The 15,541-nt window shown below is 58.2% G+C and carries 10 protein-coding genes and 3 pseudogenes; 8 read left to right on the top strand and 5 right to left on the bottom strand.

Annotated features, from left to right (window positions below; translation table 11 throughout):
- Nucleotides 1–4 precede the first annotated feature (4 nt).
- Entirely contained in the window at nt 5–4,081 is a 4,077-nt protein-coding gene (locus BA011_RS38575; protein WP_210191788.1) for an error-prone DNA polymerase, read from the top strand.
- 680 nt (nt 4,082–4,761) lie between these two features.
- The gene (locus BA011_RS38565; protein WP_081374291.1) at nt 4,762–4,998 is read left to right on the top strand and encodes an excisionase family DNA-binding protein; all 237 of its coding nucleotides are present in this window, start codon (nt 4,762–4,764) and stop codon (nt 4,996–4,998) included.
- A gap of 48 nt (nt 4,999–5,046) precedes the next feature.
- On the opposite strand, the gene BA011_RS38560 is transcribed toward BA011_RS38565, so the two are convergent.
- Nucleotides 5,047–6,000, bottom strand: a complete 954-nt coding sequence (locus tag BA011_RS38560) for a hypothetical protein (protein WP_151343785.1) — start codon at nt 5,998–6,000, stop codon at nt 5,047–5,049.
- 181 nt (nt 6,001–6,181) lie between these two features.
- Here BA011_RS38560 and BA011_RS45850 point away from each other — a divergent pair.
- The 3 genes and pseudogenes from BA011_RS45850 to BA011_RS45840 form a co-directional block, all read left to right on the top strand.
- Nucleotides 6,182–6,733: pseudogene (locus BA011_RS45850) on the top strand (transposase); the annotation flags it as partial.
- A 30-nt stretch (nt 6,734–6,763) separates the two neighbouring features.
- A complete protein-coding gene (locus BA011_RS45845) occupies nt 6,764–7,741 on the top strand; it encodes an IS4 family transposase (protein WP_237352880.1) in 978 nt (325 codons plus the stop codon).
- A 9-nt stretch (nt 7,742–7,750) separates the two neighbouring features.
- A pseudogene (locus BA011_RS45840) lies at nt 7,751–7,837 on the top strand (AAA family ATPase); the annotation flags it as partial.
- Between the two features lie 250 nt (nt 7,838–8,087).
- Here the strand turns inward: BA011_RS45840 and BA011_RS46755 are convergent.
- Nucleotides 8,088–8,436 (bottom strand): annotated as a pseudogene (locus BA011_RS46755) (ISAzo13-like element transposase-related protein); the annotation flags it as partial.
- Nucleotides 8,437–8,781: 345 nt separating this feature from the next.
- Entirely contained in the window at nt 8,782–9,255 is a 474-nt protein-coding gene (locus BA011_RS43760) for a helix-turn-helix transcriptional regulator (RefSeq protein ID WP_151343784.1), read from the bottom strand.
- Between the two features lie 74 nt (nt 9,256–9,329).
- On the opposite strand from BA011_RS43760, the gene BA011_RS44760 reads away from it, so the two are divergent.
- On the top strand, nt 9,330–9,470 hold the full coding sequence (locus BA011_RS44760; RefSeq protein WP_186806650.1) for a hypothetical protein: 141 nt from the start codon (nt 9,330–9,332) through the stop codon (nt 9,468–9,470).
- Between the two features lie 535 nt (nt 9,471–10,005).
- Here BA011_RS44760 and BA011_RS38550 read toward each other — a convergent pair.
- Nucleotides 10,006–10,929, bottom strand: coding sequence for a LysR family transcriptional regulator (locus tag BA011_RS38550; protein WP_151343783.1), 924 nt, complete (start codon nt 10,927–10,929; stop codon nt 10,006–10,008).
- A 190-nt stretch (nt 10,930–11,119) separates the two neighbouring features.
- Between BA011_RS38550 and BA011_RS38545 the strand changes: the two genes are divergently transcribed.
- Nucleotides 11,120–12,538, top strand: coding sequence for an MFS transporter (locus BA011_RS38545; protein WP_167377055.1), 1,419 nt, complete (start codon nt 11,120–11,122; stop codon nt 12,536–12,538).
- On the top strand, nt 12,535–13,737 hold the full coding sequence (locus BA011_RS38540) for a M20 aminoacylase family protein (protein ID WP_065284688.1): 1,203 nt from the start codon (nt 12,535–12,537) through the stop codon (nt 13,735–13,737). The genes BA011_RS38545 and BA011_RS38540 overlap by 4 nt, the downstream gene beginning before the upstream one ends.
- Before the next feature lie 159 nt (nt 13,738–13,896).
- On the opposite strand, the gene tnpC is transcribed toward BA011_RS38540, so the two are convergent.
- Nucleotides 13,897–15,504 (bottom strand): IS66 family transposase, encoded by a 1,608-nt coding sequence (gene tnpC, locus BA011_RS38535; RefSeq protein WP_065279183.1) that lies wholly within the window; start codon nt 15,502–15,504, stop codon nt 13,897–13,899.
- Between the last annotated feature and the right edge of the window lie 37 nt (nt 15,505–15,541).

Genomic DNA, 15,541 nt, shown 5'->3' with positions numbered 1-15,541 from the left:
TGTCGTGGTCGTTGCGCGCAGTGGATCGAAACGCACCGTCGCCGCGGTCGACGCTGCGGCCTTCAAGTCCGGCGTTCGGGTCGGCATGCCTGCCGCGAAAGCCCAGGCGATGATATCCGGCCAGCATCTCGTCGATGCCGACCCCATCGGTGATGCCGCGGCGGTTGAGCGCCTGGCGCTGTGGATGCTGCGCCAATATACGCCGGTGGTGGCGATCGACAGGCCCGACGGCATCGTCATGGACACCGAGGGGGCGGACCATCTGCGCGGCGGCGAGTTGCCGATGCTGACCGGCCTCGTCAACGCTTTAAGAGGCCACGGTCTTCAGGCCCGAGGCGCCATCGCCGACACCTGGGGCGGCGCCCACGCCATTGCCCGCGCCACGCGGCGGCAGGTGATCATCGCGCCGGTTGGAGAAACGGCCAAGGCCGTCGTCAACCTGCCGATTTCCAGCCTTCGTCTGCCTTCCGACATCGTCAGCGGTCTGGGGGTACTTGGGTTTCGCACCGTCGGCGAGCTTTCCGCAACGCCGCGGGCGCCTCTGACACTGCGCTTCGGGCCGGAGGTCGGCCGTCGGCTCGATCAAATGTTCGGGCGACTTGCCGAACCGATCGACCCCATTCGCACAGCGGACCTGATCGAAGTGATCAGATCCTTTTCTGAGCCGATCGGGGCCGCCGAAACCATCGCCAAATATATCGGCAAGCTCGTGGTCGAACTCTGCGCCGCATTGGAGACGCGCGGGCAGGGCGTTCGCCGCGCCGATCTGATCATCTATCGCGTCGACAACACATTGCAGTCGCTGCGTGCCGGCACTGCCAAGCCGGTGCGTGACATCCCCCGTCTGACAAAGCTTCTCTGTGCCAGCATCGAGAAGATCGATCCCGGTTTCGGTATCGAAAAGCTGTCTCTGGCCGCGACGATGATCGAACCGTTTGAAGAAAAGCAGTCCGTCTCCTCGCTGGTCGAAGAGATGATCGTCGACGTCACGCCCCGGCTCGTCGTCGGCTGCAGGCTCGATCTGACAGATGGCATCTCGATGCTGCTGTATCCGACGGACCGGGCCGCCTATTCGGGGCTTTGCCGGCTTCTGTCACTCGGCAAGGAGCGGGACGGCAAAGGCAAGTGCGTTCTCGATCTGACGGATGTGGCCCTTTATGCAGAGGGCCTGCTCGCCATCCTGATCCCCGACGAGGCCGATGACGCATGCGCTGTCCATCTGCGCAAAGTGAAGGAGATATTTGGCGACCGCGCCTATATGGCCCTGACCTTGCGCCGGCGGCCGAACGATCAATTGCGCCTGCACGAGCTCAACACCCTGGCGATCCAGCACAAGGTTCGGCCGGTCGTCACCAATGACGTGCTGTTTCACGAGCCGGGCAGGCGACAGTTGCAGGATGTCGTCACCTGCATTCGCCATCGCACCACCATCGATCAGGCCGGTTTCTTGCGCGAACGGCACGCCGATCGGTTTTTGAAACCGCCGGAGGAAATGTACCGGCTATTCGGCCGATACCCCGAGGCTCTTGCCCGCACCCGCGAGATTGTCGACCGCTGTCGCTTCGACATGAGCGAACTGACCTATCAATATCCCGAGGAAGCGATCATCCCCGGACTGACGGCGCAGCAGACGCTGGAAAAATTCACCTGGGAGGGCGTGCGCGATCGCTATCCCGAGGGTGTACCGGACGATGTGGTGAAGACCCTCAATCACGAGCTCGACTTGATCCGCAAACTCGATTACGCGCCTTACTTTCTGACGGTCTATAGCATCGTCCGCTACGCGCGCTCGCAGAGCATCCTGTGCCAGGGTCGGGGCAGCGCCGCCAATTCCGCCGTCTGTTATGTGCTGGGGATTACCGCGATCGATCCGGCCGCAAACGATCTGCTGTTCGAACGCTTTATCTCAGCCGAGCGCAACGAGCCGCCCGACATCGACGTCGATTTCGAACACTCCAGACGCGAAGAGGTGATCCAGTGGATCTACAAGACCTATGGCCGGCAGAAGGCTGCCCTTTGCGCGACCGTTACGCGCTACCGCGCCAAGGGTGCGCTTCGCGATGTCGGTAAGGTGCTCGGCCTGCCCGAAGACATGATCACGGCGCTGTCGGCCGGTGTCTGGGGCTGGAGCAAGGAGGGCGTCGGCGAAAAGCAGGTCAACGAGCTGAACATGAACATGTCCGACCGCCGCCTGCGGCTGACATTGGAACTGGCGCAGCAGCTGATGGGCGCGCCGCGTCATCTGGGCCAGCATCCGGGCGGATTCGTCCTGACCAATGACCGCCTCGACGAATTGGTGCCGATCGAACAGGCGCGCATGCAGGACCGCCAGACCATTGAGTGGGACAAGGACGATATCGAGGCGCTCAAGTTCATGAAGGTCGACGTGTTGGCGCTCGGGATGCTCACCTGCATGGCACGAAGTTTCGCCTTCCTGCAGGAGCACAAGGGAAGAGTGCTCGATCTCGCCACTATCGAGCAGGAAGATCCAGCGACCTATGCGATGATCCGCAAAGCCGACACGCTCGGGACCTTCCAGATCGAATCCCGCGCACAGATGTCGATGCTGCCGCGGCTGAAACCCCAGACCTATTATGATCTGGTCATTCAGGTGGCCATCGTTCGCCCCGGTCCGATCCAGGGGGATATGGTGCATCCTTATCTGAGAAGGCGCGAAGGCAAGGAAGCGGTCGTCTATCCAAAGCCGGAACTGGAGGCCGTGCTCGGCAAGACGCTGGGCGTGCCACTGTTTCAGGAAAGCGCCATGAAGGTGGCGATCGTCTGCGCGGGCTTTACCGCCGGCGAGGCCGATGCGCTCAGACGCTCCATGGCGACATTCAAGTTCACCGGCGGCGTCAGCAAGTTCAAGGACAAGCTTGTCCGGGGCATGGTGAAAAACGGCTACACCGAGGAATTCGCCGAAAAGACTTTCTCCCAGCTCGAGGGTTTCGGCTCTTATGGCTTTCCCGAAAGCCATGCCGCGTCCTTCGCTCTGATCGCCTACGCCTCCGCCTTTGTGAAATGCCACTATCCGGATGTGTTCTGTGCCGCCCTCATCAATGCGCAACCGATGGGCTTCTATGCGCCGGCGCAGATCGTCACGGATGCCCGCGCGCACGGTGTTGCAATCCGGCCGATCTGCATCAATCGTTCGCGGTGGGATTGCACGCTGGAAGAGATCGCCGGGACCGACGACCATGCCGTGCGTCTGGGAATGCGCCTGGTAAAGGGACTACCCGAACAGGATGCGGCAAAAATCGCGGTGACGCGCGGCGACGATCCCTTCGTTTCCATCGACGACATGTGGCGGCGCGCCGGCGTGTCGTCGGCCTCCCTGGTCAAGCTTGCCGAAGCCGATGCATTCCGGCCGTCCCTGAAACTTGAAAGACGCGATGCGCTGTGGGCGATCAAGGCCTTGCGCGATGAACCCCTTCCGCTATTCGCGGCAGCTGCCGATCGCGAGCGGGCGGTGATTGCCGAACAGCAGGAGCCGGGTGTGACGCTTCGGCAGATGACCGAAGGCGCCAATGTCGTCGAGGACTATGGCCATACCGGCGTGACGCTGCGTGCCCATCCTGTCAGCTTCCTGCGAGAGGATCTCGTTCGGCGAAACATCGTCACCTGCGCTGAGTCAACCTCGGCGCGCGATGGGCGATGGTTGATGACCGCTGGCCTTGTCCTCGTCCGGCAGAAACCGGGCAGTGCCAAGGGCGTGATGTTCATGACCATCGAGGACGAGACAGGCGTCGCCAATGTCGTCGTCTGGCCAAGCTTGTTCGAAAAGCAGCGCCGCATCGTGCTTGGATCCTCAATGATGGCGATCAACGGCAAGATCCAGCGCGAAGGTGGCGTGGTGCATCTGGTGGCGCAACGGATGTTCGATCTGACCACCGATCTGTCGAGCCTGGGCGAGCGGGACAACTTCAGGGTGCCGACAGGGCGAGGGGATGAGTTCGCGCATGGACCACCGGGCAGCCCGGACAGTCGCGAGCGGCCGCCGATGGGCGTCAAGGCTCGGGAAATTTATATACCTGACTTGCACATCGATACGTTGAAGGTGAAGAGCAGGAATTTTCAGTGAGTTCGGTGGGCGGCTACAGAGGAGATGCGGTCAAAAGCAAGGCGATAGGGATACTAAGCGCTGACGCGGTCATTGCCCACACAGATGCCAGCTTAATCATGCGCATTTTTCGTGCAAGGCCTTGGTCCCACTCGTATGCCATGCCCAGTCCTCCGAGCAGCAATCAAGCATTGCGAGGGATTTGAGTCGAGTCCGGAAAAATGGATGAAAGCTGTTCGTTTCCCATTATGGCGTAAGATTCTGAGCCGCCCTTGTCTCGTGCGGAAATAATTTCCGCTTAGCCCGGTGGTCGCGCGAGTTGGATCGCCATTAAGGCGAGCACTTGCAAAGCCCGCTCCGTCATTGTCGCTTCAGGCATCAAGTAGGGACCCTGTCGACAGGCAAATCCCGGTAGTTTACGACAATCTGCTCTTGCGCGTGGATGATTACGCCATAACCCGGCGGCTCGTCGCTGCGCATGAGCTTTGGACCGATCATGTCCAGAGCGAACTGAACATGTGTACTTTTAAGTGTTGCAAAGGAATGTCCTGCCCATTGTCCCGAGACATTGCGGTGCACATGTCCGCTAAACAGGTGCGTAAGGCCGCGACGCTTTTGGAGCAGACCGCCCAGAGCTTCACTGTCGAGAATTAACGCTCCTCGCAGACGGAAGACCGGTAACGGTTTTGCCCGACGAAGAGATGCTGTCAACGCAGGCGGCGGCCGATATCCTCAACGTCTCGAGGCAATATCTCGTGCGTTTGGTCGATACAGGTGAGATTGCTGGCGAAAAAGTGGGAAGTCACCGGCGTTTGAGAGCAGCGGATGTCGCAGCGTTCAAGGCTGTGCGTGACGCCAAGCGAACATCGGCGCTGGATCGGTTGAGTTCATTGAGCGAAGACGCTGGCGGCTATGAGCTCGAAATCAAGCGGCGCTGAAGGAACTATATGGCGCGCCGGGCTCGAATGCGCGGGTGCGCCGTTTGTTCAATGATCTCTCAGAAGGGAGCCGAGCGTGGACCTGCACGTTTTGGTTTCCTCATCAAATACGGCGGACCTGTCAAATCGCGTGTAGGCCGCCAGGGCGTAGCTCAGCGCTTCCTCGTCCCATTCTTTGAAGATGCGCAACTCGTCGCTGCCCGGAATCAGGCCTGAATATGACTCAACATGCATTTGCTCAACCTGCATAAACTCATCGTTCTCGGACGTGATATAAAAATGCGTCGCATCCCTCAGTGTGGCTTTGTAGTGAACACGAGCCGCCAGTTCGCTGAATTGGGCGCCGGTAACAGCGGATCCGGAGAGCGCATAAGGTCCTCCTGGACCAACGTGCATTTGAAGCCCGCCGTCGCCAACAAATATCACGCCAAGCCGGCCGACTCTGATCGCTACGGACTGTCCGAAAATGTTTGTCGAGAGGTCGAACTCTTGATCTCCTCCGGTATCAGCGACTTCATAGAAATACAGTGAAAAAGGCAAGTCGCCGTGGAGGCATCGGAATGTGGTGGGTTTACGCGCGCTTTGGAGTACGAAATGGCAATGCTGCAGTTCCTCGATGAATTGCGCAGGGACCATCGGCCCACTATCTGGTCGCTTGCGATCAAGTAAAAGGCCGGTCTCTTTCACGAGAAAGCCGATCAGGATTTTAGACAACCATCGGCCAAGGAGTAGTTTTTCATCCTGAGTCTCTACTGTGCCACGCTCAATGATGGGCTGCACGGCGTTTTCGATCTGGGAGAGGAAACCGTTATTGCAAGCTTCGCAACAAGGAACGGTCAGATTTCGATATGGAATAAGTGTCCCATTCAGTAGGGTGAGCCGCTCATTGAAGAGATTGGACTTATGTTGAAGCCATTTGGGAATCACGTGTTCGCCGGCGCCTGTGCTGGGCGGACCGCCGCACGCAAAGCACATTCTTTGTGAAATGCTGTTTTCCGACACTGCCCTTGCCGATAGCTCCAATATTCTCATTTTTCTCGTTTTCGGTTGGGCATTCAACGGTTCACGCTGGCCTGACGATCATGCAAGAATCTCATTCGTCCTAACCCAGAATACCAAGCCACCGCTGCCTTGGACACCCGGCCATCAGGCTGCAAGCCAACGCGGACTCCGAAGGCCTGCCGGCATCGCCTATCTGTTTGGGTTCTCCGGCAACAAAATTCTCAAGCGTCTCGTCGAAGAGACTGCCGACGATATCCGCACCCGCCGGGCCCTTGAACAGAAGCCGGTGCTGCGCGGCTACGCAGAAACCCGATATGGGGCGACATCCTGGAAGGAGGAACGCCGCGTCTGCGCCCGGATCGAGGCGACGACGATGGGCCTCGACATCCGTTTCGTCGTCACCAACCTTTGTGAGGGCTCCGCCGAGCACATCTACGACGCCATTTACTGTGCCCGCGGTCAGGCCGAGAACCTGATCAAGATGCACAAGAGCCAGCTTGCCTCCGACCGGACCTCCTGCCGATCACCGATCGCCAACCAGGTCCGCCTCGTCATGCACACCGCCGCCTACTGGCTGATGCTAACGCTGCGCGACATCGTGCCCGCGACAGATTGCATGCGCAAAGCCGAGTTCGCCACACTCAGGCTGCGCCTCCTCAAGCTCGGCGCCCGCGTTACCGAAACCGCCTCACGCATCCGCATGGCCTTCGCCGCTGCATGCCCCGAGGCTGAGCACACGGGGGCCTGGTTCGGGGCGTGGCGTCTGGTCAGCCTCGACGGCAGCACGTTCGACGTCGCCGACGATCCGGCCCTTGAGGCCGCCTTCGGTCGGCCCGGCGCGGGTCATGGCGAAAGCGCCTTCCCGCAAGTCCGCTTCGTCTCCTTGGGGGAGAACGGCACGCATGTCTTGTTCGGCACGAAGATGGCTGGCTGCACCACCAGCGAGATCGCCTTGACCAAAGAGGTTCTGCCAGCCCTGCGCCAAGACATGCTTTGCTTGGCGGATCGCAATTTCTTTGGCTACGCGATGTGGACCCAGGCCAGCGCCACCGGAGCCGACCTGCTCTGGAGGATCAAGCAGAATGCGCGCCTGAAAGACGAGCAACGGCTGCCCGACGGCTCCTATCTGAGCCACATCTATCCGTCCGAGACCGATCGCCGGCGCAAGACCAAGGGCGTCGCAGTTCGCGTCATCGATTACCGCCTGGACGGCGTCGAGGGTGGCGAGCCCATCTATCGCCTGGCCACCACGGTTCTCGACCACGCCAAGGCCGGCGCCGAAGACCTGGCCGCGCTCTATCACGAGCGTTGGGAAATCGAGACCGCCCTGGGCGAACTCAAGACCCACCTGCGCGGCGCCAAGATCGTCTTGCGCAGCAAAACCCCCGACCTGGTGCGCCAGGAGGTCTTCGGCCTGTTGATGGCCCACTTCGCCATTCGCGGTCTCATGCATGAAGCCGCCCTCCAGGCCGACGAGGACCCCGATCGGCTCTCCTTTCTGCATACAGTTCGCGTCATCCGCCGAAAGCTCCCCGCCTTCGGCGCTATTCCCCCTCGGCGTCGAGCCGCCCTGCATAGCGCCATCCTCGCCGAGATCCTCCAGGAGCGCGTCCCACCCCGCGCTCACCGCCGAAACAAACGCGGCGTCAAACGCAAGATGAGCAACTTCCCTGTCCGACGAAAAGCCGACAGGCCACCACCGCCCATCAACATCAAAAACGCCATCAGAGTCGTTATGTGAACCGTATTGGTGTTAGACCGCCTTGTTCATAACGCCTACCGCATCGAACTATCAGGCGAGAGCTTGCGCAAACAAAGAACGTTGTCGGCGTGTTAATGGCTGTCGAAAAACGCGGCTATTTGGTGCCGAGGCTGTTACGGACGATTTGCTCCGCCATGACCAAATGGTTTGGATTGGTCGCAGTGATGAGGCTGGTAAGGCTTCTCTGACCTATGGTGGGGGGTACTCTTCCATTGATCGCGTGGGAAGCAATGGGCGCGTTCCCGTCCGGAATTTACCACGACGGCGCACGGGCTTGCGTGGTGGGAGAGTATCAAGCCTGACAAATTCTGAAACTGCACAAGCGCGGTTGGCGCTTGGCCTGGGCTGCAATCACCTTCGCGTTGATGTGCTCGAACTGGGCGTTGCGATCGGGGTGGTGCGAGCCTTCGTCCGCCTTGCGGTTGCGCTGACGGGAAAAAGCCAAGCTTCACCAATTCCTTGGCCACCGTGTCGGCGCTGATCGGGTGGCCCATCGCTGTCAGCGTGTCGGCGAGTTTATCCATGCTCTTCGACACCCAGAGCAAGGGCCGCTCGGGACCGCCCAGCGTGGCCGGCTCCACCAGTCGCTTCAACTGCGGAACAAGCCCAGGATCAAGCGCGCTCACCGCCTTGCGCCCGCCGCCAGCACGCCGAACCTGCCCCGGCCCCAGAGGCTGCCATCCTCGTCGATCATGCCATCGATATACGTCTATCTGGTCCCGCCGGGAATCCCCGACCTTAAGTCAATCAGACGCACCCTCGACAAATCACGATGCAGTTATTGTTCGGAGCGGACTTACTGTCGATCGCCGCAGCCAGCCTGGTGCCCGATCGCCCCATTGTGGTCGGCATGGATGACGCCATCGAACGTCGACAATGACCAAAGATCGCCGCCCGTAGCGTCTATCGGCGGTCCGATGCGCTCCGGTCACTGAACGCGGATTTCCCACAGGCTTTTTTCAAAAGCCAATTTGGGGGCTATCCAGCCTGTAAGAATGGTTGTTTTGCGTGTTCGGACTTCAGCCGGAAGATGGTTTGCGGATAGCTAACCGCTGTAAGCGGCCCGTAGGGCCATCCTTCGGCTGTTCAGAAGGCCTTCCGCCTTTATTATTTGATCCGTAGGTATCTGTGGATGCTGGTTTTTTGACACCCTTGAAACCAGATCCGAGATTGGGTCGAAAGCGCTTCAACCATCCGAGCCATGTTTTGCAGATGATCGTAATGACATTCGCGAGCCATTTGTTGCGCCATTGTGGCCGATGCTCCACCTTGAGTAATTCTCGATCTCTCGCCTTCCTGATGGCGTTGCGAACTGTCGTCTGGCCAATACCCGCACGAGCGGCAATCTCTGCGACCGTGCATTTGCAACCGCCCGTTTCGCGCATATCGGCCGCGATGATGTAGAGCACGGCTCGTTCGCCCTCGGTGAAACCCGCATGAAGGTCCGTCGGGGGAGGGCGGCCAAGCCGCCCAGGCGCTGCTTTCTTGCCCATCGCTCAGGGTCGCGCCTTCCGCTTGCCGCCTGTTGGCGCGATTGATCCGACTTTGGGCGAATGGGAAAGTAGCTTTGGGTAGGTGGTTGGCGCTTGAGGCGAGCTTCGAGCAATTCGGCGGCGCGCTTGTCGGCCATGGCCTGGAGGTCTTCGATCTGACTGGCATCAAGTGGGCCGCCGGCCTCTTGCCAGAGACGGGCGAAAAGGGTCTTTGACTTGAATTGGTCAATTTGCGCCGTGGCAGTGAAACTGGCCAATCGAGCGCGCCACAGCTCGACGATCGCGCTAGCGATGGTGGCAAGGACGTCGTGATTCTGCGCGTGCGGTAGTACTCTGCTTGAGGGGTGCAAGGCAGAATCTTGAGTGGGATACGGCTGATCTGGAAAGGCATCTGGTGCCACGGGATGTCTCCTAAAAGAGAGTACAGAAATCCGTGGCGCGAAAGCGCAAAAGCCTTGCAATATCAGGAGAGGTGCTTATAGTCCGAGTTAGTTGATGCTCGGGCTAAAGGAATTGGAGTTCCTTGGTCGCGTAAAGTAACCTAATATCACCAATCTCAATTTGAAGACCGGCGTCCGCGCCGGTTTTTCGTTTATGGCGTAATGCAAACCTCCTGCGGATCGTAGGCGTGTTGGGCGACGGACAACGGCTAATCATCGCCCGCTTTGGTATATAGCGAATCATAAGGCATGACAATGTTTTATGGGGAGACTCTAGCCGAGTGTGGAGCAACGCCTGCGATCGAAGACTTTACAAAGTCTGCGGCCAAAGTGCATTCGCCTGAATATTCGACGTATTAGGCAACGTGTCCTCGACTGCGCGTTTAAAGAGCTCAGCAGCCGGAGAACGCTGGAAGTGTTTTGACCACAGCAATCCCATGGGGGCGACTTTCGCAGATATTACAAGGGGCAGGATTTTGATGTGTCCCCTCCTGTGCCACTGCTGCGCGACGCCTCCTTGCGCCAATGAGATGATGTTCATCTGTTGATGCAGCATGAGTGTGGTGATGAGTGAATTGCATTCGATAGCTGCCTTGGGCAGGGTAAGATTATTGGCCACCAACATGCTTGAGAGTTTTTCGCGGATGGGTGTCCCTGGAAGAGGGAGACACCAGTGCTCGGCGACGACTGCAGCCCAGTCCAGTGAGGTCTCAAAAACAAGTCTGTTGTTGTTGCTGGCTATGACGCAGTACGGTTCCTCGATCATGGCGAGATGGTTCATCCCCAATGCCAGGATATTGGGAGTAATGCGCCCGAGACCGAAGTCGAGCATGTTGCGCGATAGTTGGTCAACCATCTGATCAATGGGAAGATCTGTGAGCTGAAAACGAACGTCGGGGCATTTGTCGTTCATGATGGCGATGGCTTCGACCATGAGCGGTTGAGCAGCGATAGATTGTACGCCGATACGAACCAATCCCTGCATTCCTCTTGAAAGAGACTGCACACTGTCTTCGAGGATTCGAAGATTGTTGATGACCTGGCGCGCCGCCTGGATATAGGCTGACCCGGCCTCTGTTGGTAGCAATGTTTTACCACTTGGATAAAATATTGGCATGCCGATCCTCTTCTCGATTTCCTTAATCGCCTTCGAGACGGCACTTTGTGATAGGTGAAGCCGCTTGCCCGCCATAGTCATACTTCCAGTTTCTGCCACCGCGAGTGTAATCCGCATAAAGCGGTTGTTGACCGAACTCAGGAAGTAGTTGGTGTGTATGCCGAGCGGCCATGAGCTCTGGTCGAGAGCAGAAGGGGGGGCATGGGGTTCGCTCCTTGCATTTTGTCCGTCATCATCAATCCCTGAAGCGATGCACAGTGCCGCTCTTGTTAGAGCCCGCCGGACTTACATACACGGTTTCCTAGATATGATTATTTTGTCATACTACTACGAGCAAAAATTCGTGCCGGAAAGTTGCCTGGCTATGTTATTCGGTACCGCACAACGAATAGGCGAGGCGCTAGATTCCAGGACGGCAGCTTTGATTTCGAATGGCATCCCCCCTCACAGAGCTACATTTTTCGGGTTGAAACTCAGCGGGATAGAGAGGCGAAAAGTCGCCTGTGCGATCGCGGGAACGTGGCTCGAATATTACGATTTCACGGCTTTCGGCTTTTTTGCGATCTCGATCGGCCGACAATTTTTTCCAGGAACTCAAGACGTCCAGTTGCTGCTGACGCTTGGTACCTTTGCAGCCGGGTTTATTATGCGGCCGATCGGTGCAGGTGTTTTAGGTATCGTTGGGGACAGATATGGACGAAAGACAGCGTTGACACTGACAATTGCCCTTATGTTCCTCGGGACGGCAATCCTGATAGTGACGCCATCCTATGCACAGATAGGGATTGCAGCACCCATTTGTGTAATCATTGGGCGGTTCATCCAGGGCTTTTCCGCGGGCGGCGAAATCGGGACGGCGACCACATACCTTCTGGCATCCGTTCCGAAGGATAAGGCAGCCACTTATGGCAGCTTTCAAACAGCGGTCCAGGGCATGGCGGGAATAACCGCGAGCTTTCTTGGCTACTGCGCGGCGCGCTATCTGCCTGCCGAGCAAATGGATCAATATGGTTGGCGCATCGCGCTGGCGTTTGGTCTGCTGATCGGGCCGGTTGGATTGTATCTGAGAACACAAATCCAAGATGACGTGGTGAGCGCCAGGCAGCCCGTCATGGCAATCCTCAAGGCAGTTTTCGTGAGCCATTCTTCGCGCGTCGTTGTTGGTCTGCTGGTCGTTCTAGGTGGCACGACAGGAGCCTACATCATCACAAACTACCTGACGACTTTTGCCATCAACACATTGAAGATGCCGAGCGACATTGCATTTCTGATTAGCATTGTAAGCAACACCGCGACCGTCGGAGGTGCAATTGCAGGAGGTAGGCTTGCCGACCGTTACGGAAAACTACTGTTGATGGCGCTGCCGCAAGGCCTGTTCGTTTTGATGACTTATCCAGCCCTTCTTGTGATCACCGGTAACCCTAGTGACCAAACCCTATTGCTTCTTGTTGGAGCGCTTGCGGTATTGCGTTCGATGAGTGGCGCTGTCGCTTTTGTCGCTCTTGCCGAATGCTTCCTTGTGTCGGTGCGCGCAACTGGATTGTCACTGACATTCTCGATCGGCGTAGCGCTGTTCGGCGGGACTGCACAACTGATCGCCACATGGCTGCTACATGCCACGGGCAACCCGATGTCGCTCGCCTGGTATCTGATCGCGACAAACTCGGTGACGTTTTGCGCGCTATTTTTCCTTTATCCAGTTACCCTCTATAGGACAGCACCATGACCGACGATCCTGTCTTGCATGCGATCCAGGGCTATGAGCCCGAAATGGTCGCAATCCGCAGGGATATCCATGCGCATCCAGAAACCGGCTTCGAGGAGTTCCGTACGGCAAGTTTGATAGGCCGAACCCTCGAACAGTTCGGGATAAAGACGCACGTTGGCATCGGAAAAACGGGTGTAGTGGGCGTTTTGAAAGGTACGCGACCGGGACAGCAAGCAATATCGTTGCGGGCGGACATGGATGCACTTCTTATCGACGAAAAGACCGATCTGCCTTATCAGTCGCGACACGCTGGCAAGATGCATGCATGCGGGCATGATGGCCATATGGCGATGCTGTTGAGCGCCGCGAGATACTTATCTGAGCATCGTGATTTTGCCGGAACCGTAAACTTTATTTTCCAACCGGCAGAGGAAGGATTGGGCGGCGCCAGGGCTATGCTGGAGGATGGGCTGTTCGAACGCTTCCCAGCAGACGCCATTTACGGGCTTCACAACCAACCGGGGCGTGCCGTCGGAGAATTCGCGATCCGCCCTGGTCCAATGCTGGCAGCCAGCGATCGTTGGTCTGTGACTTTTCGCGGAACCGGAGGGCATGGCGGAGGTAAGGTTCATCTGGCCACTGACCCTACCATCACCTTGGGCCATTTTATCCTGGCGCTTCAGACTATCGTCGGACGAAACGTTCCGGCGGTCGAGCCAGCAGTGATCAGCATCGGGCACATTGCAGCCGGAGCGCCCGGAGTGACGAATGTGATCCCTAGCGAAATCGTCGTCGTTGGCACGGCAAGGAGCTTTTCTCCAAATGTGCGCGATACATTGGAGCGCCGGTTAGGCGAGACAGCGCACGGCTTGGCGGCAGTTCAAGGCTGCTTGGCAGAGGTCAACTACCGTCGTGGATGTCCGGCGTTGGTGAACCATCCGGAGCAAACCGCACTTGCTGCCGAAGTCGCGGCTATTCTTGTCGGCGACGAGAAGGTTGAGGCACAGACGACCATGAGCACGGGCGGCGAGGACTTTGCTTATATGTTGCAGAAAAAGGCGGGTGCTTTCATGCGAATTGGCAATGGTGTCGGATCCGATGGCCATTTTCACGGCCTTCACACACCACACTATGATTTTAATGACGCCATATTATCACTTGGTGCGCGTTATTGGGTCGGCCTGGTTGAAAGAGAGCTTGGAGGAGAGGTCGTATGAATTCCAATGCTTTTGAACAGACCTCACCGAACGCTGACATGTATGACGAGATACGTTCGAATTATATTGAGCTTGTCCACGGGCGCGTACTGCTCTCGTTGTTCGTAAGCGCTCATTTCGCTGCGCGTTGACGCAGTGGATTGTGACGCCCGCAGCGGCTTATGCGGCAGTGGATTTGGCGAAGTTAAATGGGAGCAGATCGTCGATATTGGCGCCGTCCGGACGCTGCGGCGATTCGGTAAAGACGTGTCGCAACCAGGTGAATGGCTCGACGCCACAGGCGCGACAGGTCAGCATAAGGCTGTAGATGACAGCGCTTGCCTTGGCCCCGTCGACAGTGTCGCAAAATAGCCAGCTCTTCCTTCCAGTGGCAAAAACTCTGATATCGCGTTCCAATAAATTGTTGTCGATCGGCATCCTGCCGTCTTCGGTGTAGCGGGTCAGATATTGCCACTGGTTTCGCGTATAGGAGATCGCATCGCCGAGCTTGGTGTCGGGCACGACCTTGGGGGCCATCCTGTCGAGCCACTCCTTCAGGGCATCAAGGACTGGAACGCTATGCTTCTGGCGCAAGCGCCGGATGCAATCGGCCTGCGTTTCGCCGTCATCCGGCTTTTCGTCCCGCACCTGCCTTTCAATCCGATAGAGCTGGTCGAAGAACTTCAATGCCTGCGCGGGCGGCCCGCTTTGTTTCTTCCCGGCCTTGAAGGCGTTGACGAAGCGTCGCCTGGCGTGAGCCATACACCCGACATGCGTTGCGCCCTTCAGGGTGCGCCAGCCCTGATAGCCGTCGCTCATCAGGATGCCGCGATAGTCACCAAGGAAAGTCTGCGGATGCACCTGCCCACGACCGGGCTGATATTCGAGCAGCACAACCGGTTCGACACTATCCTGCCCGCTGCGATAGGCCCAGATGTAGGACTCGTCAGTTGCTTTCCTGTCCTTTTCCTTCAGCACCTGCACCGTGGTCTCGTCACCGTGAATGACGTTCTGCGACAAGAGCCGCTGCTTCAGTGCATCGTAGATGCGAACGAGGTGCTTTTCGCTGGACCCGATCACCCAATGGCCAAGAGCGCCACGGCTGACAGGGACGCCAGCGCGCTCGAAGGCCTGTGCCAGGCGATAGAGCGGTGTGCCGTCGACATATTTATGAACAAGAGCAAAGGCCAGCGTCGAGGCCGTGGCAATGCTCCCCGGCAAGGGCTGTGCGGGCATCGGCGCGATGATAACGGGAGTGCTGATATCGGTGCGCTCGCAGTTGCGGCAAGCATACTTGGCCCGGGCATTCTGCAGCACCGTGGCCTTCACCTCGATATGCAGCTGCTCGGTGACGAGTTCGCCCATGCGATGCAACGGATGGCGGCAGCACGGACAGGTCTTCTGATCGTCGGCAAGGTCATATTCAACGCGTTGGCGGGGCAAATTTGCCGGAAGAGGTTTACGCCCGCGCTTGCGGCCTTCGGGCTTTTCCACCTCTGGCAATCCCGTGTCGGGAAGCTCAGTGGCGTCGGTCTCGTCACAGTCGGCCAAGCCCTCATCAGCATCGGCCTCGAGAGCGGCGTTCTCGGCTTCATTGAAGACGCGATCCATATGCTTTTCGCTGCGCGGCGCAAAACGATGCAGTTGTGCAAGCGCCAGTTCTTCCTCGAGCTTGAAGACACGCTGCTCAAGGGCGTCTCTCTCAGCCCGCAGCGCGACGTTCTCGGCAGCATTCGCCGCCAGAAGCGCCATCAGTTCCGCAACGGTCGGGGTGCCGGCTCGTGTCATCGTAGCTTTGAATCTGAGCCGCCCCGCTCCGTCAACA

The sequence above is a fragment of the Rhizobium leguminosarum genome (genome assembly GCF_001679785.1).
GTDB lineage: Bacteria > Pseudomonadota > Alphaproteobacteria > Rhizobiales > Rhizobiaceae > Rhizobium > Rhizobium leguminosarum_R.
The sequence above is the reverse complement of the archived record's forward strand: the minus strand, read 5'-3'. Positions and strand labels throughout refer to the sequence as shown.